This is a genomic window from Acinetobacter sp. YH01008 (assembly GCF_013420435.1).
Lineage (GTDB): Bacteria > Pseudomonadota > Gammaproteobacteria > Pseudomonadales > Moraxellaceae > Acinetobacter > Acinetobacter pseudolwoffii.
In genome coordinates this window covers 24,352-45,737 of record NZ_VOYD01000018.1, presented here as the reverse complement: position 1 = coordinate 45,737, position 21,386 = coordinate 24,352, and the positions used below count along the sequence as shown (strand labels likewise).

The window sequence follows — 21,386 nt, the reverse complement described above, 5'->3', positions numbered from 1 at the left end:
AGAATTTTGGTCCCGAGGGTCGGACTCGAACCGACACGTCATCTCTGACAGCGGATTTTGAGTCCGCCGCGTCTACCAATTTCACCACCTCGGGAGTGGATGAAAGGTATAATACGCGATTTCTCGGCACTGTCAACGCAGAATATTTACATTTGTTTATTTTTAAAACAAATGGCATTTTTTCGTTTTAAAATCGAGCAATTCCCGCCATAAAAAAGAAAAAAGTTTATACTAGCCGCAGTTTTTTTAGCGTAAATCATCATGCAACTTTCTGATTTTAATTTTGATCTCCCCGATGAGCTGATTGCTCGCTATCCTCTGGAAACACGCAGTGCCTCTCGCCTGCTGCACCTCGATGCACACGGTCAATATCACGACCATCAATTTACCGACATTCTGGACTTGCTTGAAGACGGCGACTTACTGGTATTGAACGACACCAAAGTCATGAAAGCACGTCTAAAAGGCAAACGTGCCTCAGGCGGTGCCATAGAAGTACTGGTTGAACGCATGATGGATCAGTTCATTGCACATTGTCATATCAAGGCCAGCAACTCACCGAAAGCCGGTGCAGAACTGTTTATTGGCCCAGATGCAGTAAAAGTGACCGTGCAAGGTCGTCATGAAAACCTGTTTATTGTGGAATTTTCACAGCCGATTTTAGACGTCTTAGACAAATATGGCGCCCTCCCTATTCCGCCCTATTTCAACCGTGAAGCAGAAGAAATTGATACCGAACGTTATCAAACTGTGTTTAATGATCCAACCAAGCTGGCCAGTGTCGCAGCACCTACGGCTTCTCTGCATTTCGATAAAGACTTATTGAAAAAGTTAGCAGCCAAAGGAATTCAAACCACCTTTGTCACACTACATGTGGGCGCAGGTACATTCTTACCAGTCCGCACTACCGATATTGAAAATCACATCATGCACAGCGAATGGTGTCAGGTGTCCGATGAGTCGATGGAACTCATCAAAACAACTAAAGCGCGTGGCAATAAAGTGATTGCTGTCGGTACAACGGCTACCCGTGCCACAGAAAGTGCGGCGCAGGCCAATGGCGGTGAGCTGAAAGGCTGGACCGGTGATACCCAGATTTTCATTTATCCGGGTTATCAGTTCAAAGTGGTCGATCGTCTGATTACCAATTTCCATTTACCGGAATCGACCCTGCTGATGCTGGTTTCTGCCCTATCCAATCGTGACAACATTCTGAATGCTTACAAGCATGCAGTAGACAGCCACTATCGCTTCTTCAGTTATGGCGATGCCATGCTGATTGATCAGGCACAATAGCGAGAATAGCTGCCCATGCCGATCGAGTCTGTACAACAGTCCATTCATATTCGCCGCAAGAAAAATGCAGTGGTGTTTCAGAATATCGCCCGGCTGTGGGATTTGGGCCGTCAAGCCAAGAGTCATCAAGACCTGCTGGACGGATTGCATCCCTGGAATGGCCCGATAACGCTAAAATTTGAAAATAATCTGCCATTGGCGCTGGCTGGTATTGGTTTGTTGCTCATCGTCAGCATTTTTATTGCACCGGAAAATATCTGGATTCAAAGTGGCGTTTTTCTGGGCGGCCTGCTGCTGTTCTGGGCCTATCTTTGCTATGAGCAGCAGCAACCACTAGATGAAGTTATTGGTTTTCTGGAAGATGTAGCACTGACCAAAAAATATCAGCTTGCCTTTCAGCAACAGCCACAGCATATTTCAATTCCTTTAAATCCCCTGCATTTTATTGGACATTTAAAACGTTTATTCCCCTTATTCAATCAAGGTTCTTTGAGTAATGAGATTACACGTTATGCCAGTACGATATGGGAAGATGAAAACGGCCAGCAACATCAGGTGCTGCTGTTTCAATATCACTATATTGATGAAGTACAGGTTCGCAACAAGCAAGGGCAGCCGGTTAAATTAATGCAGGTTCACAAAGACCTGTGGGGCGTATTTGTATTTGATATCCAGATTCAGGGGCTGGCGGTCACGACTTCTCGACGTAAATTTTATTATCCTTATAGCCATCCTTGGCATAGTAGCGATATTCGTACCAATCAACGCTTAAGCTTTTATGGCAGTGATCCGATGCAAACCGCCAAATTACTCAGTCCGGGTTTTGTACTGCGTCTGGCCGATTTTTTTGCACAGCGTCAGGGGGATTTACTGTTTCATCCAGAAAATCGGATGCTCTGCTATCTGGGGCCTCATGATTTATTTCAGGTGTCGAGCAAGCATCGTCATATCAATGATATTTCGACATTGCGCGGCCATCTCAGAACGTTTAAATTAAGATAACTCGAACAGTTACAACATGATCTTGTGCAGTTTTTAAAATAACTGCTTTTTTTAAATCAATATTTTCAGAATATAAATATGAATTGGGGAGATCTCGCATGGGATTTTTGGTTTTATGTTTGATCATTATTGCGCTGATTGTGCTGATCATTATGATCCGCAACAGTATTGTCCGTCATCACAACGCGACGATTCGCGCCTGGTCGGATGTTGCCAGTTATGAACGGCAGAAACTGAAAATTCTGGATGGGCTGCAGCCGCTGGTCGAGCAATATTCTTCTTTTGAAAAAGGCACACTGGAAAAAGTCACCGAACTGCGTCAGAATATCATGAATTTAAATATCAACGATGCCGACATTTCTCAGTTACAGCGTATTGAAAGCCTGAACAAACAACTCATGCATAGCCTCAATGTAGTGGTTGAAAACTATCCCGAGCTAAAAGCCAATGACATTTATCTGAAAATGATGGCTGAAATTGAAGAACAGAATGAAAATGTCGGTGCGGCAATTACCATTTATAATCGCAATGTGGAACTGTTTAATAACCAGATCCAGATTTTCCCACACAATGTGATTAATAATATGCTGTTAGGAAAAAAAGCAGTTCGCCCTTTTCGCGATCAGAGCGCAACCCAGAGTTTTGACTATCGTCCAAATTTTCACTGAGCAACTATCTCATCTGATCGACTTTCTCATCCTGGCGTACTCAACTTATAATAAAATGACCCAGGATGAAGCTACACCTTTATAAAACCAATAAAATAAAGAATAAAAATTATGCTGAATTATGTAGAGTGCTTAGAGCAGACGCTGGTCGAGGAATTTTATCAGCTTTATGACCATTATCAGGACGATGGAATCTATGCCTGTAGTCTGGTCTTTGACGAATTTTTACTGCTGGATGATCTGGCCATTTCGACTGAATGCAGTATTTTTAAAGATCCGGAAGATCAGCGACAATATCTGGCTGAACAAGATCGCTGGAATGTCCCAAAATGGCGTTATCGGGCACAAGCTGCGCCCGACTCTGGACTGATCCCGTTCAAAACTTTGCTGGCCGATTATTTTAAAACCCAGCATAGTTTTGGTCATCCGCTATTGGGACAGCAACAGCTCCACACAACACATCTGGACTTATTACTGCACACGTTTAAACAGACCAAATACCGCCTCTCCGAAGCCTATGGTCTGGATCTGGGCAATATACTTTTTTTCCTGAGCCTGCCGAACCAGGCCGAATTTGAGCGCCGATCTGCACTGGAACTCAACCCAGAAAGCGCCTTATTGCAAAACTTTTTAGTCTCCCGACATGCCCAGCCTTTTTCTGAAATCAGCAAGCGATTAAAACTCTCGCAAAATGACAAGGACATTCTGATTGATCTGGAACAAATGCTGGTGATGGAGCCTTATGATTATCTGCAAGTGGCGCACGATGCCTATTTGCTGACCTTGGAATCCTACTTTATCGACAGCAATATCTATATCCAGAAACTGATCCAGCATATTGCCGCCATGGCCTCTGAACCGGATGGCAGCTGTGCTCTTAGCCGGGAAGATATCCAGCAGCGCTTGCAACAGTTTTCTGCAAATTCGACTATTTCACCTGATCTTGCATTTATTCAACGATAAATAAAATTACAGAGCGAATGCTCTACAATGCTGGCGTTTAGCGTAAGAATCAAGGAAAATAGCGCCCTTTAGCTATGAACTAGCAGCGAACTGTTTTTTCGCCTGGATGTGGAACTCCTATGAAGTTTGAAAAATTAGGTCAGTCGGGTCGCGCCCGTCGTGGTCGTTTAACGCTTGAACATGGTGTGGTTGAAACCCCGATGTTTATGCCTGTCGGCACTTACGGTACGGTGAAAGGCCTGTTGCCGCGTGATATTAAAGAGATCAAGTCTCAAGTCATTTTGGGCAATACCTTCCATTTGTATTTACGTCCAGGACTCGATGTGATTCGTGAACATGGTGGCCTGCACGAATTTATGAAGTGGAATAATCCCATTTTGACCGATTCCGGCGGCTTCCAGGTGTTCAGTCTGGGCGCAATGCGTAAAATTAAAGAAGAAGGTGTCACCTTCCGCTCACCCATCGATGGTTCAAAAGTATTTTTATCGCCTGAAATTTCAATGGACATTCAGCACACGCTGAACTCTGACATTGTGATGATTTTTGATGAATGTACGCCCTACCCTGCGACGTATGAAGAAGCGCAAAAATCCTTGCAACTGTCTTTGCGCTGGGCGAAGCGCTGTAAAACCCAACATCATGAGGTTCTGAAAAACCGTAATGCACTGTTTGGGATTATTCAGGGTGGCATGTATGAAGACTTACGTGAAGAATCGTTAAAAGGCCTGCTTGATATTGATTTTGATGGTTACGCAATTGGCGGTCTGTCCGTTGGCGAGCCTAAAGAGGAAATGATCAAGGTACTGGATTATCTTCCAGAACAAATGCCGGCAGATAAACCGCGCTATTTGATGGGTGTCGGCAAGCCGGAAGATATTGTGGAAGCGGTGCGCCGTGGTGTCGATATGTTTGACTGCGTGATGCCAACCCGAAATGCACGTAATGGTCATTATTTTGTCACAGATGGTCTAGTACGGATCCGTAATGCGAAATATCGTCACGATCAAAGCCCGCTTGATCCACATTGCGATTGCTACACCTGTACCAACTTTACTCGTGCTTATTTATTCCACCTCGAAAAATGTGGGGAAATGCTCGGTTCGATGCTCGGTACCATTCATAACTTGCGTTATTACCTGCGCTTGACTGAATCCATGCGTGATGCCTTGGACAACGGTACATTTGATGCGTTTGTGCAGGACTTTTATGCCCGTCGTGGCCTGGAAGTACCCCCTTGCCCGCAAGATTAATCCATCAGCATTTGCGCTGAGGAAAAAGACAATGTAAATTGCAAGAATATGTCAATTTATTATCAAGTTGATCACCAGTTTTTTTATTTTAGGAAAATGTAATGAGCCTTTTTATTTCGACTGCTCACGCTGCAGGTGAAGCTGCACAACAACCCAGCATGATGGCGAACCTTTTGATGATTGCGGTTTTTATTGCAATCTTCTATTTTTTGATCTGGCGCCCTCAATCTAAACGTGCCAAAGAACATCGTGCTTTGGTTGAAAGCCTTGGTGTTGGCAGTGAAGTCGTTTTTGCAGGCGGATTAATGGGCAAAATCACCAAGATTGAAGGTGACTTCGCAGTGGTTGAATTGAACCGTGGCGTAGAAGTTAAAGTTCAGCGTGCGAGTGTGATTTCAGTCCTTCCTGAAGGCACTTTAAATAACCTTTAATCAAAAATAGTCGTGCCCTTGCACGACTTTTTCATTTTAAGAAGAAAATAAATGCGTTACCCAGCATGGAAATATGTACTGATTCTAGTTGTACTAGTCATCAGTACCTTATATGCCCTGCCAAGTTTGTATCCAGATGAACCTGCTGTACAGATTTCGGGTGCCAAAGCCGGTACTCAAATTGATGCAAGCATCGTACAAAAAGCAGAGCAAATTTTAACAACTGAAAATATTGCCACCCATGACAATAGCTTTAGCAACAATGCTGCCTTATTACGTGTAGATTCAAGTGAATTGCAACTTAAAGCCAAAGAAGCTTTACGTCGCGGATTAGGTGATGATTACGTGGTTGCACTGAACCTTGCCCCGACCACGCCAGAATGGCTGCAAAAAATTGGTGCCAAGCCAATGAAGCTGGGTCTGGATTTACGTGGCGGTGTTCACTTCCTGCTTGAAGTGGACATGGACAAAGCGATTGCGCAGCGCATGGAAACCTCTGCGACAGACCTACGTCGTCAGTTGCGTGATAACAACCTGAAATTTAATAGCCTGAACTTAAGCAGCAACACCATTGTGGTGCAGTTTGCCAGCAACGATGATCGTGCTGCAGCGATGGACTTCTTGCGCCGTAATGGCAATGAGTTTACCCAGCAGGCTGTTGCGACTGATACCGGCTCGACTTTACGTTTGACTTATACTGATGTACGTAAGCAAGAAATCGAGTCTTATGCAGTCAACCAGAACTTGACCACGTTACGTAACCGTATTAACGAATTGGGTGTGGCAGAAGCACTGGTGCAAACCCAGGGCAGCAACCGTATTGTGGTTGAATTGCCGGGTGTACAGGATACTGCAGAAGCAAAACGTGTCTTGGGTCGTACTGCGAACCTCGAGTTTCGTCTGGTTTCTGATCTGAATGATCAATATATTGATCCATATACCGGTCAGGCGACTGGCACATTGCCACCAGGTACAGAAGTATTCGCTTATGAATCCCTGGACAGTGGTCGTCAGCTGCTTTTGAACCGCAACCGGATCTTGACTGGTGAACGTGTTCAGAATGCATCTTCTGGCTTTAGTCAGGACACCGGCGGTGCTGAAGTCAACATTACGCTAGACAGCGCAGGCGGCAAACTGATGTCGGATGCGACCCGTAATGCGGTCGGCAAACGGATGGCAGTATTGTTCATCGAGAACAAACAGCGCATTAGCTATGTGGAAGACCCTGCGACCGGTACTCAAACTGAAGTGCGTACCCCATATACTGAATCTGTCGTGATTAATGCTGCAACTATTCAGGCGGTACTCGGCTCTCAGTTCCGTATTACTGGTCTGGATTCTCCGCAGGAAGCTGCTGAACTTGCCTTGATGCTACGTGCCGGTGCCCTGGCTGCGCCAATGTACTTTGTTGAAGAACGTGTGATTGGTCCAAGTCTGGGTCAGGAAAACATCGACAAAGGTGTACTTTCAACACAAATTGGCTTCCTTCTGGTGGCGATCTGGATGGTGGTATTCTTCCGTCTGTTTGGTGTGATTGCGAACTTTGCCCTGGTCTTTAACCTGGCAATGATTCTGACCGTCATGTCATGGATTGGTGCTTCTCTGACCTTGCCTGGTATTGCCGGTATCGTGATTACCATCGGGATGGCAGTCGATGCCAACGTTCTGATCTGTGAACGAATACGGGAAGAGATGAAATGGGGAGCTTCGCCGAAACAGGCGATTGTGGCCGGTTATGATCGGGCCTATAACACCATTTTCGACTCGAACCTTACTACCTTCCTGGTAGCCTTCATTCTGTTCGCGATTGGTACAGGTCCGATCAAAGGCTTTGCCGTGACCCTGATGATTGGTATTGTCTGCTCGATGTTTACTGCGATTACAGTAACCCGTGCCGTGGTACAGCTCATTTATGGCAAAAAACGTAACTTGAAAAAGTTGAGCATTTAAGGAGATCGATGATGACTGAAAATACTCAACTGAATCAAAAACAGTACGGTCGCCCTGAAGACGAACGCGTCATTCCGTTTATGAAGATTGCTTTGCCTGCGGCATTGTTTTCAATCATCTTAACTGTTGCGAGTCTGTTCTTTATTACGACCAAAGGCCTTAACCTGGGGCTAGACTTTACCGGTGGTGTGGCAGCCGAGCTGAACTATACCAATCCGGTCAAGCCTGAAGATGTTTCCAAGGCACTGAGCCAGGCCGGTTTCAACGATGCTGTCGTACAAACTTTGGGTTCGGAACGTGACCTGATGGTGCGTATGCCAGTTCAGGAAGACATTGAAGCTGAAGACCTGACCAAAGCGGTCACAGCAGCGGTTCAGCTGCCAAATAATGCGGCAGAGGTACCGAAGCTTGATGTGGTCGGCGGACAGGTGGGTAATGAGCTGTATGTCCGCTCTGGTGGCGCGGTGGCACTGGCGCTCTTACTGATGCTGGTCTATGTCACCATCCGCTTTGAGCTCAAACTGGCGATCGGTGCAGTATTATCACTGTTCCATGACATCGTGGTGACCCTCGGGATTTTTGCCATGATGCAGTGGCCATTTGACCTGACGGTACTTGCGGCACTCCTTGCGATCATTGGTTTCTCACTGAACGATAATATCGTGGTCTCTGACCGTATCCGTGAGAACTTCCGTAAGATTCGGGGTGCAGAACCGCTTGAAGTGATTAACATTGCCCTGACCGAAACCTTACGCCGTACCATTCATACCTCTATGACGCTATTGCTGGTTGTTGTTGCAATGATGCTCATGGGTGGTGATGGCCTGAAATGGTTCTCGATTGCGATGTTTGTCGGCGTTTTTGTCGGTACTTATTCTTCAATCTATATCGGGACTGGATTTGCACTTTGGCGTGGTTTAAACCGTCAGGACTTTATCGTGCAAGTCAAGCCAGAATTTGAAGACGAAAACCAGATTCCCTAATCTGAGATCTCATTTTCATCGTTCAGCCCGTCCTAGGATGGGCTGAATTATTTCTGCTGTTTGAATGTTGAAGTAGCCGGCAGAATCGCAATCACTGGATGGATTTTTTCAATATCTGTTTTTTGGAAAATGACTTTCCGATTTTCATCCAGACTTCGAAATTCATAAACATCCTGAGCTTCGCCCAACTCTTCTAAAATGAGCTGCAAGCCGTTGGCCAGATACACACAGCACATCCCAAAAACTGGCAACTCTTTATCACAAACCAGCCACCAGTCCGGTTTCAGACTGGGAAAATAATAGCGCTCTGCCACCTGAATCGCATAATGCTGTGCTTGCAGATGAAAAATATCCGGATTGAACGAAACCGTAGAATCTATGGGATTGAGTTTAAAGGCCTGCTGCTGTACCACCTGCATCTGAAACAAAGCGACCTGTTCTATAGCTGTAGCAAGTTCAATCTTCGGCTCGACCGTCTGATCCAGAATTAAACGGGCTAAGCCAAGCTGCTGTTCCAGTTCCCTTGCCGCCTTCTCCCCGATCTGACGTTTGCTATTCAGTAACTGTGCGATATAGGCAGCAGACAAGCCAAAATGCTCGCAGATCTCTTTGCCGGTTTTAAATTGCTGGGTGTCAATCAGCTGATCAATCACTTTTGTCAGATGATGTCGTCTTCGTTCAAATATTTCTGGCGCACTCATATCGGTCTGTTGATCTGTTTTTATCCATTTTGTTCAAATACCTTACAATAAAAAAGCCCACAATTGAATTGCAGGCTTTCTTCAGCTTAGAAATAAAGAATTAAGTGCCCTGTACCAGACGGCGGGCGCTGATAATGCCCGGCTGCTGTTCAAGACGCGCCAGCAGTTTGGAAAGTTGCGCCAGACCTTTAACTTCAATCAATAGCTTCATATTGGCAATACCGTCCGCTTCCGAAATAGTATTGACCTGACGGATATTGATCTGGTCGGAAAAAATCACTTGCGTCAGATCTTTGAGCAGACCACGTCGATCATAGGCTTCCACCACAATCTGTACGCTCTGGCCACGTGTTGGCTGCATTTCCCAGTCGGCTTCTACCGCACGTTCAGGCTCTTGGGTGATCATGCGCACATAGTCCGGACAAGCCACCTTATGAATGCTTACCCCACGATTCAGGGTAATATAACCGGCGATCGACTCACCATGCACCGGTTGGCAACATTGCGCGACATGCAGCTCTACGTTATCCAGCCCGTCAATCAGAATACCGTGCGCTGACAGCGTATGACTGGCACGCGGATTCAGCGCTGGCTTCAGCACCAGCTCAGGTTCATCCTGATCCAGATGCATATGACGATTCACCTGATTAATCAAGGCATGCAGGCTGATATCACCATTGACCAGATTCACCAGAATGTCATCACCGGTTTTGACATTAAAATGATTGCAATAATCACTCAAATCGATCGATTTTGGATGAATCGCCAGACGTGACAATTCTTTATTCAGCACTTCACGGCCGACTTCCAGGTTTTTACTGCGGTCCTGTTGACGGAACCAGTGACGCAACTTGTCACGCGCACGTGCAGTCTTGATATAACCCAGAGAGTTAACCAGCCAGTCCCGATTCGGCTCACGGTCTTTTTTGGTCAGAATCTCGACCTGTTCCCCGGTTTTCAGGGTATAGGTCAGTGGCACATAGCGCTGATTGACACGCGCCGCATAGCATTTGTTACCAACTTCGGTATGCACATGATAAGCAAAGTCGAGCACAGTTGAATCACGCGGCAACTCTTTGATATCACCATCACGACTAAACACATAAATTTTTTCGAAGCCTTCGAAGTCTTGAATATGTTCGAAGTTTTCGATTTCATCTTCTGCTTCTTTATGTGCACTGGACTCATTACGTTCCTGATAATGCTCGAGAACTGCGCGTAAGGAATGCAAACGATGGTTAAAAGAATGATCGGTGGTTTTCGAGCCTTCTTTATAATTAAAGTGCGAACACACCCCCAGCTCTGCTTCTTCATGCATGCTGTAAGTACGAATCTGCACTTCAAGTGATTTGTTCTCGGCAATTACAGCCGTATGCAGGGAACGATAGCCATTGGCTTTTGGATTGGTAATATAGTCATCAAACTGATGCGGAATATGTCGCCAGATCTGATGTACAATCCCTAAACTGTGGTAACACTCCGGTACGCTCTTGACCAATACCCTTAAGGCACGAATATCATAGAGCTGGTCAAAACTCAGGCTCTTGCTTTTCATTTTTCGATAAATCGAATAAATGTGTTTTACGCGTCCGTTAATTTCAGCTTCGATGCCATATTCAGACAATTCATTGCGTAATTTATCAATCACGAATTGAATATATTGCTCTCGCTCTAAACGTTTTTCATTCAGTAAAGAAGCAATTTCTTTATAACGTTCTGGCGCAAGATAACGGAAGGCCAAGTCTTCCAGTTCCCACTTTAACTGGGCGATGCCTAAACGGTGCGCCAGTGGTGAGTAGATCGTCAGAATTTCTCGGGCAACCCGCTCCTGACGTTCACGCGAGGAATTGGTCAGCTCACGCAAGGCATAGGTACGCTCTGCCAACTTCACCAGAACCACACGCACATCTTCAGTCACTGAAATCAGCATTTTATAAATGCCGGACAGATGTTCACGCTGATTATTATCGAAATGGTCTTCCAGACGTTTATTTTTTTCGATCAGTTCAGACAGTTTACCCATGGCCAGCGTGCCCTTGACCAGGCTATGCACTTGCTCGCCAAACTTCTCTAACACTTCAGTCAGTGGCATGACGCCTTCACGCACCGAACGATAGAGCATGGCCGCGGACAGGGTATCTTCATCGACATGCAGATGTGCCAAAATATCCGCCATCTCAATACCGGTATAAAAGGTATTGGAACGATGCTGAACCGTACTTTGCAGCTCTCTTTCTAATGTTAAGTGGGCGACTTCTTCGAGCTGCTGTAAAGGTGCCCCATCTAATATGCCACGAACCCGATCCAACCACTCAGTCAGATCGTGGTGTGCTTGTTCGGCATGTTCTACAGTCGTCTCCTGTGACAACTCATTGAGTCGTCCAGGGAGTTGCTCACGTACTGTGACCATACCCTTCTCCTACTTGTAAATACATCATTTCTTCAATCGTTCATTTAATTTTCTTTTTCGAACAATGCAATCGATTCAACATGCCCAGTATGCGTGAACATATCCATCACTCCGGCTTGAGTGAGGCGATAACCCTGTTGTACCAAGAGCCCTGCATCTCTTGCGAGTGTCGCAGGATTACATGACACATAAACGATTCTTTTTGCGCCAAACTGAGGAAGATAATGCATGACTTCTTCTGCGCCAGCACGTGGCGGGTCAATCAATAATGCATCAAAACCTTGATTTGCCCAAGTCTGGTGCGAGAAATCTTTGGTTAAATCTTGTGAATAAAAAGCAACTTGGGCAATACCATTATTTTTGGCATTTTCCGCACCGCGTTGCACCATTTCTTCACTCCCTTCCACTGCAATCACCTGACCAGATGTGCCTACACAGCGTGCCAGTGCTAGAGAAAAATTTCCTAATCCACAAAATAGATCCAGAACCCGCTCACCCTGTTGCAACTGTAGCAAATTACATGCCAGCGCTACCATTTGTGGATTGATAGTCGAATTCACCTGAGTGAAGTCCACAGGATTAAAACCGAATTTCACATCAAAGTCATCAAGACTATAGTGCAAGCGCGCCGCGGCATCTGGAGCATCAATTCGCGAGAGTGTATCTTTGCCGGCAGGCTGCACATACAGTTGCCAGCCTTTCTGTAACGTAAATTCGCGCAATTGGTTGACATCAGCCACTGATAATTTTGCAGTTTCACGCACCAGTAAGGCAATATCCTGATCCCCCATGGCCAATTCTATATGACCAATGTCAGCCTTGCCATTGAGACTTTGCAGCAATTGTTTAAGGCTTGTAAGCGATCCAAATTCACGATCCAGAATCATGCAGCGCTCAATCGAGGTTAATTTATTGCTTTGATTCTCACGAAAACCCACCACCAATGTGTCTTTAGCCGGCAGATAACGCACTCCGATCCGGGCTTTACGGCGATAATCTTCACGCTCGGAACGTAGCGGTGCAAGCCACTGCACAGGCTGGATGCCAGCAAAATGCTGTAAATGCGATTTCAGCACATTCTGTTTTAGTTCAATCTGTGCATCGGCTGCGATATGCTGCATATTACAGCCGCCACAGACCCCAAAATGTGCACAGATCGGCTTGACGCGAATTTCGGAAGCTTCGCTGAGTAATTCAAGACTGTCAGCTTCTTCCAGTTTTTTAACTTCACGGGTAATGCGAGCACGCACGGTTTCACCGGGCAAGGCATAACGGATAAAGACTTTCTTGCCGTGTTTATGCGGTGGATGATCCGGGTGTGAACCATAATGAGCGATGCCACGTCCCTCATGCGAAAGTGACTCAACCTGAAAAATGTACTCGGGTTGCTGGGTAGGACGTGTGTGTGCTCGATGCTTCATGAAAACCTAGGATGTGGGAGTTGGAAAATCAAAACGGGTAAAGTCAGTTCTTTGTGACGTTTCACGCCAAACCGATAAAAAGTCCGCATGCTGCGGTTGGGTATGCAAATATTGAATCGTACTGTGCAGCAAATGCTGATAATCCGGCAATAACAGCTGTCCTTTTAACAACAGCCAGCGGATATAGACCAGCCAGGTATTCAGCACATCGCCTTCACAATAAGAGGTCAGTTCGGTCCATTGCTGATTGCGGACATATTCAGGAACCCGATAGGCCCCGTCACCGCGTTTACCCGGATAACCCAGCAAATGTGCAACATCGTCCAGCTTCTGGAAATGACGCGCATGGAACATGGCCATCACATCCATTAAGTCGACATGACGATGATGGTAACGATTCTGGTAGTTATTATAACGCTTTTGCGTGTCAATTTCGCCCTGATCGAATAGACTCGGTGCAGAGAGTCCATGATACATGGCACGGTATAAAATCACCGGTAAATCAAACTGTGAACCATTCCAGCTGACCAGCGTCGGATGACGCTTATCAAAAATCGATAAGAATTTTCTTAAAATTTCCGCTTCAGAATGCTGTTCCCGGCTAAAAGAAAACAGCTTCATGCCCTGCTCATCGATCCATAAACCGGAAATACAGACAATTTCATGCAAGGGCGGACGCTGAAAATCAGAGCCTGAATCCTGACGGCGCAGTTTGGTCAGGGCCTGATCCAGATCTGCTTCAGGCAGGTCCAGACCAAATAAATGCGCGCCTGATTTGAGATCGGTTTGGGTTTCAATATCGAAAGTTAAAACAGGCAGGCGCATAACACAGTGCTCAAATAATTATTCAGAATCTTGCACAGAGAATAACCCTGTAGACAAGTAACGGTCACCACGGTCACAAATAATACACACAATGACGGCATCCGGATGTTCTTCCGCCAGCTTGATGGAAGCCCACACTGCACCACCAGATGAAGTACCAGCACTGATGCCTTCTTTCTGCGCCAGCTTGCGCATGGTTTTTTCAGCTTCAATTTGTGGAATATCAATAATACGATCCACGCGACTGCGGTCAAAAATGGTCGGCAGATATTCTTCCGGCCAGCGACGGATTCCGGCAATGCTTGAACCATCAGATGGCTGTAAACCCACGATCTGAATCTCCGGATTCATTTCCTTCAGATATTTCGAGACACCCATAATAGTGCCGGTGGTACCCATAGAACTGACAAAGTGGGTAATCTTGCCACCGGTTTGCTGCCAGATTTCAGGACCTGTAGTCAGATAATGTGCCTCGACATTATCCGGATTGCCAAACTGGTTCAGTACCAGACCCACGCCATCATTTTGCATTTGAGCGGCCAGATCACGTGCACCTTCCATGCCTTGTTCTTTGGTGACTTCAATCAGTTCGGCACCATAAGCACGCATCGCATCCTTACGTTCCTGACTCATATTGTTCGGCATGATCAGCTTCATTTTATAGCCACGCATCGCTGCGACCATCGCCAATGCAATCCCCGTATTTCCGCTCGTTGCTTCAATCAGGGTATCACCCGGCTTGATCTGTCCACGCTTCTCGGCCTGCATGATCATATTATAGGCCGGACGGTCTTTGACCGATCCTGCCGGATTATTGCCTTCGAGTTTCGCAAGTACTGTAGCTTGAGTGTGACTTGCCAGACGCTGTAAACGCACCAGTGGCGTTTTGCCAACATAGTGGTCTAACAAAAATTCATCTGCTTGAAAATCGGGGGTGGTATTACTCATTGTGTGCACCTATATCGAGGTGCGGCTATTGTATGAAAAAATGCTTTTCCCTGCATCCATTTAGCACTGCTTTTTCAGGAAACTCTCTAAAACGGACTCAGTATCCCGCTATAAACTTCATTTCCCTGTGATTTAGCAAGGTCAAGCAGCTCAGGTGTGAATATAAAAGCGTTATTTTCAGCCCCGGATTTTCAGACGACTGAAGTCTTCATCGCCCGCTTTTCACTGTATTTCAGCAATCATTTAACTGAAATCTCTTGTATTTTTAGAGGTTGATCTGAACCCTTATAAAAATAATGCTTAAATTTTAACTGTCGATTTAAAGCATGCTAATATGCCAGACATAAAGAAAATACTGCTCAAATCATGTCAACGATCAATAAAAAGCTGTTTAAACGCCTACACTTAAATCACGCCTATGGACAGTTGATTGCGCTGATTTTTGTGCCGATTACTATTTTGGCCTGTGTTGGCGCGATGCTGGTGTTGACTGAAACCTCGAATGCCGCACGTGCCCAGCAAAAGCAGATGGCAATTGCCATTATGACGCGTTTTCAAGGCACGTCTGAGTATGCACTGGATATTTTAAGCCTGTATCCCTGGCAATATGATCAGGCCCACAATGCCATGCAGAATATGCTCAATGAAAAACATCTGGTTCGGGCAGCCATTCTGGATGACAGTGGCAAGAATCGTTTAGGTATCGGCTTTCAGGAACAGGCCGCTTGGCCCGATTTTGATAAAAGCGGTAACTTTATTGGCCCGATTCTGCATAAAGACAATCATATTTATGCCATTAAAGTGAATGAAAACAGTTTTTCTAAAGGCTGGCTGGCAATTGAACTGGATAATCAGCCGCTGGCCATTGCCCGCTACCGGGTATTGATCGTATTGATTGCAACGGGTCTATTAACCTTATTATTGTTATTACTCTGTCTGAATTTCTACTCACGGCGCTGGATTGCACCGATGTATGAAATTCGCATGCAGTTGCAACGCCTGAATGCCGATACCCTCGGCCAGCATATGGTGATTAACAGCACCGGAGAGCTGCGTTTACTACAACGGGATATTGCCAATGTGGTAAAACGTCTGCATTTTAGTTTTCTGGAACTGCGCGAACATACTGAACAGACTGAAGATGATTTACGTCGTACTTTAGATACGCTCGAAGTACAGAATATTACTTACCGTCAGGCACGTGACCAGGCGATTTCAGCCAACCAGGCCAAGTCGGTGTTTCTGGCCAATATTTCCCATGAACTGCGTACCCCGCTCAACAGTATTGATGGCTTTATTCATCTGCTCTTGCGTCAGGGCAATCTCAGCAATGAGCAAAGTCTATATTTGCAGACTATTCGTAAATCTTCCGCACATTTACTGGCGCTGATTAATGATGTGCTGGATTTTTCCAAAATTGATGCCGGCAAACTGGAACTGGAAACCGCAGCTTTCGATCTGGAAGAAGCCATTTTTGATGTGATGGACATGCTCTCGCCACTGGCGGCACAAAAACATATTGATATGGCCTTCTACTACGCAGATAGCGTACCGAAACATGTGATTGGCGATGCGCTACGCTTTAAGCAGATTCTGACCAACCTGATTTCCAATGCGATCAAATTCACGCCGGATGGCGAAATCATCGTGCGGGCACGTATGGAACATGAGGGGATCGATCGATGTGTCTTGCATTTTAGTGTACAGGACAGCGGCATTGGCCTGAGTGGTACCGATCGTAAGAAGTTGTTTGAATCTTTCTCACAGGGCGATACTTCGGTCACCCGTCAGTTTGGCGGTACAGGACTGGGGCTAGCCATTTCCAAGCAACTGGTCAGCCTGATGCATGGCCAGATTGGCTTTGAAGATAATCAGGAACGTGCCCCAACCGAAAAAGGCTCGACTTTCTGGTTTACTGCACAATTCCTGGTCGATGAAGATACTGTAATTGATCATCCAGATTTCAATGAATTGACGGTGGTGTCTTATCTGGCCCATCCGGCAACCGCGAACGTCTTGCGTCATTATCTGGAAAATTATCAGGTCAAGCATATTGAATGCGCATCGATTCTGGATCTGTTTAGCCGCCTGAATCATCTACAGAACTCTGAAAACACCTGGCTCATCGTCGATCATAGTGGCGACAGCGAAGTCCTGTTACGCGAGATCCGTTCGCGTTATCAGGGTCATTTGGCCGTATATGGTTATCAGATGCAACTCGATCCAAGCATGCTGAACGACCATCGTGCCCGTGCTCTGCATCAGCCACTCAGCCGCAGTGCCTTGATTCAGCTGCTGGGCAATCAACCGGTCTTCGATCAGGAACAGCATGAAGACTTTAATGGTCAGGGCCTGCATATTCTGGCCGTCGATGATCATTTACCCAACCTGATTGTTTTGGAAGCATTACTTGCTGAACTGAATGTCACCACCAGCAAAGCCCTGAGCGGACAGGAAGCGATTGATATCATCCAGCGCCGTTATGAGCAGAAACAGCCAGCTTTTGATCTGGTCTTTATGGATATTCAGATGCCGGTGATGTCGGGAATTGATACCACACGTGCGATTCGCTCACTGGAATCGACCTTTGAAAACCATAACCGACTGCCGATTATTGCCCTGACTGCGCATGCGCTGTCGGATGAAAAACATAAGCTGCTGCAAAATGGCATGGATGATTATGTCACCAAGCCGATCCAGATCGAGCAGATTGTGCAGATTCTGACCCACTGGACCACCGAACATTTTAAACGGCTTCCAGTGCTGGAACGCGCCCATGTGATTGATGCACTGGATCCGAATATTCTGGACTGGCAGCAAAGCCTGCAACTGGCAGCCAATAAGGAAGATCTGGCAGTAGACCTGTTACGCATGCTGGTCGACAGTTTTGCCGATGAACTCACTGAAATGCATCAGTTAATTGAACTGGAAGATTTCCCGCAACTGGAACATGTCTTGCATCGTTTATATGGTGCAACCCGCTATGTCGGCGCACCGACTTTGCAGAAAGTCACGGGCGGATTCGAACAGTTCGTTTCAACCCTGCGCAAAGAACGTCGCAAGGCCGACGAAAACTTTGTTCAAGACGTGCTGAAACATTTTGATGAACTTAAAGCCGTGATCGAACAAGTTGAACAGGCCGCCCAGCAAATTCTGAAACAACATTTGAATTAAAACTTGGAGCTGCTCAGTCCGTGACTGAAGAAGTATGACTGAGCTGTCATGCAAGCTCATAGGCCACATGCTATGCTCGGCTCAGGAAAAATAAGGAAGAATGCCATGTCACTCGTGCGCTTGGAAAAAAATAACGGCATTGCCACAGTTACACTGAATCGCCCGGATAAACGCAATGCCATGAGCTTTGCCCTGCTGCGTGAACTGGTTGCGACTGCGCAGAAAATCAAAAAAGATAAAAGTATCCGTTGCGTCATTTTAACCGGCGAGGCGCAGGTGTTTAGTGCCGGCATTGATCTGGCCGATTTAAATAATCCTAAAAATCGTGTCTATGCGGCCTGGGAGTTAATCCGTCCGGGTCAGAGCCTGTTCCAGAAAGCCTTTCTGGTCTGGCAGGAATTACCTGTGCCGGTGATCGCTGCGATGCAGGGCTTCTGTTTTGGCGCTGGTATGCAGCTTGCTCTGGCTGCAGATATCCGTATTGCACATCCTGATACCAAAATGTCGATTATGGAAACCCGTTGGGGACTGGTACCAGATATGGGGCTCAGCCGTTCGCTGAAAGGTCTGATTGGGATTGATCTGGCCAAAGAACTGACTTTGACTGCCCGGATTTTTGACAGTGCCTATGCCAAAGAGATTGGTCTGGTTACCCATGTGGATCAAGAACCGTTGGCACGCGCACAAGCATTGGCTGAGGAAATGCTGCAACGCTCTCCGGATGCCCTGATGGCCTCTAAGTTTGTACTGGATGCCATGCAGCATCGCCCAAATAAATCTTTACGTATGGAAAAAATCTGGCAGCTCAAATTATTGCTAGGTAAAAACAGTCAGCTGGCTCGAAAAAAGGACAAGAATCCGGAAGTCCAGTTCGTGCCACGCCAATATAACTAAATCGAGTTAGAGTCCAAGCAAGGAATAAGAAAAAGCATGCAGTTAAATCGCGATACTAAGATTGCCTTTTTGGGTATGGGCCTGATGGGACGCCGGATGGCGACCCGTCTACTACAGGCAGGTTTTCAGGTCGCGGTATGGAACCGCACCCCGGCAGCTTGCCATCCCTTAATCGACTTGGGTGCAACTGCGCTGTCTTTGAATCAGATTGCGGATTATCCAGTGATTTTGACTTGCTTGGCAGATGATCAGGCGGTGCAATCGGTCTTTGAGCAGATCGTGCCGTATTTGGTTGCCGATCAAATCATTGTGGATTTTTCCAGCCTTTCGGTGCAGCAAACCCACGCGCTTGCAGCACAAGCACAGACCAGACAGGTGAACTGGATTGACTCCCCAGTTTCAGGCGGTACCGCAGGTGCTGAACAAGGCAGTCTGGTGATTTTTGCCGGTGGTGATGCCACAATGATTGAACATCTTGACCCAATTTATGCAGCACTTTCACAGCGCGTTACCCGTATGGGCGACACCGGTACTGGTCAGGCGACCAAAATTTGTAATCAGCTCATTGTCGCAGCCAATAGTACCCTGATCGCGGAAGCAGTGGCATTGGCGGGCCTTGCAGGTGTAGATACACGCCTACTGGCACCTGCCTTGGCGGGTGGTTTTGCCGATTCCAAACCTTTCCAGATTCTGGCGCCACGTATGGCCACACAAACTTTCGAACCGGTGCAATGGAAAGTGCAGACCTTATCTAAAGATCTGAACAATGCCGTGCAACTGGCCCAAAGCTTTGACCTGGATGTTCCGGTCGCGACTCAGGCCTTATCACAGCTGCAAATCCATCAGGCCCAGGGCTTTGCCGAGGCCGATCTGGCCACTGTGATTCAACAGCTCAAGCACGCATAATTTTTACTTTTGTAATACCCTGAATATATAAGGAAAATACATGATTAAACTCGCCGTTAACCTGTCGATGATTTTTACCGAAGTGCCACTCATCGAACGCTTTGCACTGGCGCGAGCACAGGGCTTTAATCATGTCGAAATCCAGTTTCCTTATGAATTGACGATTGGCCAGATTCAAAATCAGCTCAGTCTCCATCAACTGGATTTATGCCTGATTAATGTGCCTGCCGGTGATTTAATGCAGGGCGGCCATGGTCTGGCAGGTATCCCGGGGCGGGAAATCGAGTTCCGTCATGCTGTTGAACAAGCCATCCAGTATGCTACGGCCTTAAATGTACCTCGGGTCAATATTCTGGCCGGCAAACAGCCTCTGGATTGTGACCTGTTGCCCTGCCTGAATACGCTGGCAAGTAATCTGAAAATGGCCTGTTCAATGCTGCTTGAGCATCAAATTGAACCGGTCTTTGAAATGGTCAATGGCACCGATATGCCACGTTTTTTGATTCAAAATGTTGCACAAGCTCAGGAAATGCTGGAAGCAGTCAATCATCCAGCCTTAAAAATGCAGTATGACTGCTATCACATGGCGATGATGGGCGAAGATGTACTGGAAAGTTTAAAAGAAAATATTCACCTGATTGGTCATATCCAGTTTGCGGATTGTCCGGGACGACATCAACCCAATACGGCGTCCATTCAATATCATGATATATTTCAGTGGTTAAAACATAGTCAATATCAAGCTTATGTCGCTGCCGAATATAAGCCGATGCAGCATTCCAATGACTCCTTTGTCTGGAAAGCCGAATTCTTTCCGGAGCATGACTGAGTGGACTGCGGCTTCATTTGAAATTCAGCACTAAAACCGCTATATTAGACCATGCATAATTGTTAGGAAATTACACACCCCATGAATTTAGAACCATCGCCCAGCGCTTCTAATTCTCACGATCTTACTATGAATTCAAATTCTCAAGCTGTACAGGACTGCTTAAAAGTCGTACATGCTGCACTTGAAGATGTAAAAGCAAAAGAAATTGTTGAGCTTGATGTCAGCGGTATCAGTAATGTGGCTGATGCTATGGTCATTGCAAGCGGCACATCGACACGTCATATCAAATCACTGGCCAATAACGTTGCTGAAGAAGCACGTAAAGCTGGCTTCCGTCCGCTTGGTATTGAAGGCGAACGTGATGCTGAATGGATCCTCATCGACCTCGGTTATGTAGTGGTTCATTGTATGCTTCCAACAGCGCGTAAATTCTATGACCTAGAAAGCTTATGGCGCAATCCTACAGATACTGACTCTGTAGCGTAAAAACCGAATATTCAAAAAAGCGACCTGTATAGGTCGCTTTTTTATTGCCTGTTCATCGGACTTTATAAGCATTAATACAACTCAATCTGTTAACTATTTTTCTTTAATTTTCATCTTGTCTTATGCACCGATTTGATGGGTATTTTAGGATAAATTCATCATAAACATAGACGTTCGATGACCGCTCAATCATCCTTTTTCCAAAATATAAAATAAAAAATCCCCCTTTATTAAAGGGGGACTTAG

General features: G+C 46.1%; 18 protein-coding genes and 1 tRNA gene. 13 read left to right on the top strand and 6 right to left on the bottom strand.

Annotation, left to right across the window (positions count from 1 at the left end):
* Positions 1-7: 7 nt before the first annotated feature.
* Positions 8-94: transfer RNA gene (locus FTT75_RS10945), tRNA-Leu, on the bottom strand.
* 167 nt (positions 95-261) lie between these two features.
* On the opposite strand from FTT75_RS10945, the gene queA reads away from it, so the two are divergent.
* From queA to secF, 8 genes are all read left to right on the top strand, one after another.
* Positions 262-1,296 carry a tRNA preQ1(34) S-adenosylmethionine ribosyltransferase-isomerase QueA gene (gene queA, locus FTT75_RS10940; RefSeq protein ID WP_180186418.1) on the top strand — a complete coding sequence of 345 codons (1,035 nt, stop codon included), beginning with the start codon at positions 262-264 and terminating at the stop codon, positions 1,294-1,296.
* A 15-nt stretch (positions 1,297-1,311) separates the two neighbouring features.
* Positions 1,312-2,298: a hypothetical protein gene (locus FTT75_RS10935; protein WP_180186417.1), complete on the top strand. Its 987-nt coding sequence runs from the start codon at positions 1,312-1,314 to the stop codon at positions 2,296-2,298.
* A gap of 98 nt (positions 2,299-2,396) precedes the next feature.
* Positions 2,397-2,966, top strand: coding sequence for a LemA family protein (locus FTT75_RS10930; RefSeq protein WP_005098074.1), 570 nt, complete (start codon positions 2,397-2,399; stop codon positions 2,964-2,966).
* A gap of 111 nt (positions 2,967-3,077) precedes the next feature.
* Complete coding sequence (locus tag FTT75_RS10925) at positions 3,078-3,929, top strand: DUF4303 domain-containing protein (RefSeq protein ID WP_180186416.1); 852 nt, start codon at positions 3,078-3,080, stop codon at positions 3,927-3,929.
* A 119-nt stretch (positions 3,930-4,048) separates the two neighbouring features.
* Positions 4,049-5,179: a tRNA guanosine(34) transglycosylase Tgt gene (gene tgt / locus FTT75_RS10920; RefSeq protein ID WP_180186415.1), complete on the top strand. Its 1,131-nt coding sequence runs from the start codon at positions 4,049-4,051 to the stop codon at positions 5,177-5,179.
* 101 nt (positions 5,180-5,280) lie between these two features.
* Complete coding sequence (yajC, locus tag FTT75_RS10915) at positions 5,281-5,610, top strand: preprotein translocase subunit YajC (RefSeq protein WP_005098077.1); 330 nt, start codon at positions 5,281-5,283, stop codon at positions 5,608-5,610.
* Positions 5,611-5,661: 51 nt separating this feature from the next.
* Positions 5,662-7,560, top strand: a complete 1,899-nt coding sequence (gene secD / locus FTT75_RS10910; protein WP_180186414.1) for a protein translocase subunit SecD — start codon at positions 5,662-5,664, stop codon at positions 7,558-7,560.
* An 8-nt stretch (positions 7,561-7,568) separates the two neighbouring features.
* Positions 7,569-8,543: a protein translocase subunit SecF gene (gene secF, locus FTT75_RS10905; RefSeq protein ID WP_180186413.1), complete on the top strand. Its 975-nt coding sequence runs from the start codon at positions 7,569-7,571 to the stop codon at positions 8,541-8,543.
* A 47-nt stretch (positions 8,544-8,590) separates the two neighbouring features.
* Here the strand turns inward: secF and FTT75_RS10900 are convergent, their stop codons facing one another.
* From FTT75_RS10900 to cysM, 5 genes are all read right to left on the bottom strand, one after another.
* Positions 8,591-9,244 carry a hypothetical protein gene (locus FTT75_RS10900; RefSeq protein WP_005098080.1) on the bottom strand — a complete coding sequence of 218 codons (654 nt, stop codon included), beginning with the start codon at positions 9,242-9,244 and terminating at the stop codon, positions 8,591-8,593.
* Positions 9,245-9,344: 100 nt separating this feature from the next.
* Positions 9,345-11,654: a bifunctional (p)ppGpp synthetase/guanosine-3',5'-bis(diphosphate) 3'-pyrophosphohydrolase gene (locus tag FTT75_RS10895; RefSeq protein WP_005098082.1), complete on the bottom strand. Its 2,310-nt coding sequence runs from the start codon at positions 11,652-11,654 to the stop codon at positions 9,345-9,347.
* A 44-nt stretch (positions 11,655-11,698) separates the two neighbouring features.
* The gene (rlmD, locus tag FTT75_RS10890; RefSeq protein ID WP_180186412.1) at positions 11,699-13,075 is read right to left on the bottom strand and encodes a 23S rRNA (uracil(1939)-C(5))-methyltransferase RlmD; all 1,377 of its coding nucleotides are present in this window, start codon (positions 13,073-13,075) and stop codon (positions 11,699-11,701) included.
* A gap of 6 nt (positions 13,076-13,081) precedes the next feature.
* Complete coding sequence (locus FTT75_RS10885; protein ID WP_005098085.1) at positions 13,082-13,900, bottom strand: 3'-5' exonuclease; 819 nt, start codon at positions 13,898-13,900, stop codon at positions 13,082-13,084.
* A gap of 18 nt (positions 13,901-13,918) precedes the next feature.
* A complete protein-coding gene (cysM, locus tag FTT75_RS10880) occupies positions 13,919-14,848 on the bottom strand; it encodes a cysteine synthase CysM (RefSeq protein ID WP_005168623.1) in 930 nt (309 codons plus the stop codon).
* Between the two features lie 366 nt (positions 14,849-15,214).
* Here cysM and FTT75_RS10875 point away from each other — a divergent pair, with 366 nt between their 5' ends.
* The 5 genes from FTT75_RS10875 (at position 15,215) to rsfS (ending at position 21,140) form a co-directional block, all read left to right on the top strand.
* Positions 15,215-18,022, top strand: coding sequence for an ATP-binding protein (locus tag FTT75_RS10875; protein ID WP_180186411.1), 2,808 nt, complete (start codon positions 15,215-15,217; stop codon positions 18,020-18,022).
* Between the two features lie 105 nt (positions 18,023-18,127).
* On the top strand, positions 18,128-18,916 hold the full coding sequence (locus tag FTT75_RS10870; protein ID WP_180186410.1) for a crotonase/enoyl-CoA hydratase family protein: 789 nt from the start codon (positions 18,128-18,130) through the stop codon (positions 18,914-18,916).
* A gap of 36 nt (positions 18,917-18,952) precedes the next feature.
* Positions 18,953-19,822 (top strand): NAD(P)-dependent oxidoreductase, encoded by an 870-nt coding sequence (locus tag FTT75_RS10865; protein WP_180186409.1) that lies wholly within the window; start codon positions 18,953-18,955, stop codon positions 19,820-19,822.
* A 40-nt stretch (positions 19,823-19,862) separates the two neighbouring features.
* Entirely contained in the window at positions 19,863-20,651 is a 789-nt protein-coding gene (locus FTT75_RS10860; protein ID WP_180186408.1) for a hydroxypyruvate isomerase family protein, read from the top strand.
* A gap of 81 nt (positions 20,652-20,732) precedes the next feature.
* Complete coding sequence (gene rsfS / locus FTT75_RS10855) at positions 20,733-21,140, top strand: ribosome silencing factor (protein WP_004645144.1); 408 nt, start codon at positions 20,733-20,735, stop codon at positions 21,138-21,140.
* The last annotated feature ends 246 nt before the right edge of the window (positions 21,141-21,386 follow it).

Coding starts and splice junctions, on each gene's coding strand:
- tgt (WP_180186415.1), top strand. CDS start 4,049: ATGAAGTTTGAAAAATTAGGTCAGTCGGGTCGCGCCCGTCGTGGTCGT.
- FTT75_RS10900 (WP_005098080.1), bottom strand. CDS start 9,244: ATGAGTGCGCCAGAAATATTTGAACGAAGACGACATCATCTGACAAAA.
- FTT75_RS10885 (WP_005098085.1), bottom strand. CDS start 13,900: ATGCGCCTGCCTGTTTTAACTTTCGATATTGAAACCCAAACCGATCTC.
- FTT75_RS10875 (WP_180186411.1), top strand. CDS start 15,215: ATGTCAACGATCAATAAAAAGCTGTTTAAACGCCTACACTTAAATCAC.
- FTT75_RS10925 (WP_180186416.1), top strand. CDS start 3,078: ATGCTGAATTATGTAGAGTGCTTAGAGCAGACGCTGGTCGAGGAATTT.
- queA (WP_180186418.1), top strand. CDS start 262: ATGCAACTTTCTGATTTTAATTTTGATCTCCCCGATGAGCTGATTGCT.
- rlmD (WP_180186412.1), bottom strand. CDS start 13,075: ATGAAGCATCGAGCACACACACGTCCTACCCAGCAACCCGAGTACATT.
- secF (WP_180186413.1), top strand. CDS start 7,569: ATGATGACTGAAAATACTCAACTGAATCAAAAACAGTACGGTCGCCCT.
- rsfS (WP_004645144.1), top strand. CDS start 20,733: ATGAATTTAGAACCATCGCCCAGCGCTTCTAATTCTCACGATCTTACT.
- FTT75_RS10860 (WP_180186408.1), top strand. CDS start 19,863: ATGATTAAACTCGCCGTTAACCTGTCGATGATTTTTACCGAAGTGCCA.
- FTT75_RS10930 (WP_005098074.1), top strand. CDS start 2,397: ATGGGATTTTTGGTTTTATGTTTGATCATTATTGCGCTGATTGTGCTG.
- FTT75_RS10895 (WP_005098082.1), bottom strand. CDS start 11,654: ATGGTCACAGTACGTGAGCAACTCCCTGGACGACTCAATGAGTTGTCA.
- FTT75_RS10935 (WP_180186417.1), top strand. CDS start 1,312: ATGCCGATCGAGTCTGTACAACAGTCCATTCATATTCGCCGCAAGAAA.
- secD (WP_180186414.1), top strand. CDS start 5,662: ATGCGTTACCCAGCATGGAAATATGTACTGATTCTAGTTGTACTAGTC.
- FTT75_RS10865 (WP_180186409.1), top strand. CDS start 18,953: ATGCAGTTAAATCGCGATACTAAGATTGCCTTTTTGGGTATGGGCCTG.
- FTT75_RS10870 (WP_180186410.1), top strand. CDS start 18,128: ATGTCACTCGTGCGCTTGGAAAAAAATAACGGCATTGCCACAGTTACA.
- cysM (WP_005168623.1), bottom strand. CDS start 14,848: ATGAGTAATACCACCCCCGATTTTCAAGCAGATGAATTTTTGTTAGAC.
- yajC (WP_005098077.1), top strand. CDS start 5,281: ATGAGCCTTTTTATTTCGACTGCTCACGCTGCAGGTGAAGCTGCACAA.